The following is a 339-nucleotide window of genomic DNA, read 5'->3' on the forward strand; positions in this document are numbered from 1 at the left end:
GCAAATGGAAGCAGAAGAAAAACAAAATGCTTTATTTGACAAAAAGCTTGCTGAGGAAGAAGCCTGGATTCGTCAAGGCATCAAGGCACGCCGTACCCGTAACGAGGGACGTGTCCGCGCCCTAAAAACCTTACGTGAAGAATCAAAAGCACGTCGTTCCCAACAGGGCAAAGTCAGCATGGCAACTCAGGAAGCCAATCGCTCAGGCAAGCTGGTGTTTGAAATTGAACATCTACGCGTCAGCTATAATGAACAACCTTTGATTAAGGACTTCTCCGCAATCGTGTTGCGTGGAGACCGTATTGGTCTCGTTGGTGACAATGGCGTGGGTAAAACCAC

General features: G+C 48.1%; 1 pseudogene. It reads left to right on the top strand.

From position 1 onward, the window contains the following. Positions 1–339 (top strand): annotated as a pseudogene (locus B4H32_RS12065) (ABC transporter ATP-binding protein); the annotation flags it as partial.

The sequence above is a fragment of the Acinetobacter sp. UBA2063 genome (assembly GCF_002333245.1).
Lineage (GTDB): Bacteria > Pseudomonadota > Gammaproteobacteria > Pseudomonadales > Moraxellaceae > Acinetobacter > Acinetobacter parvus.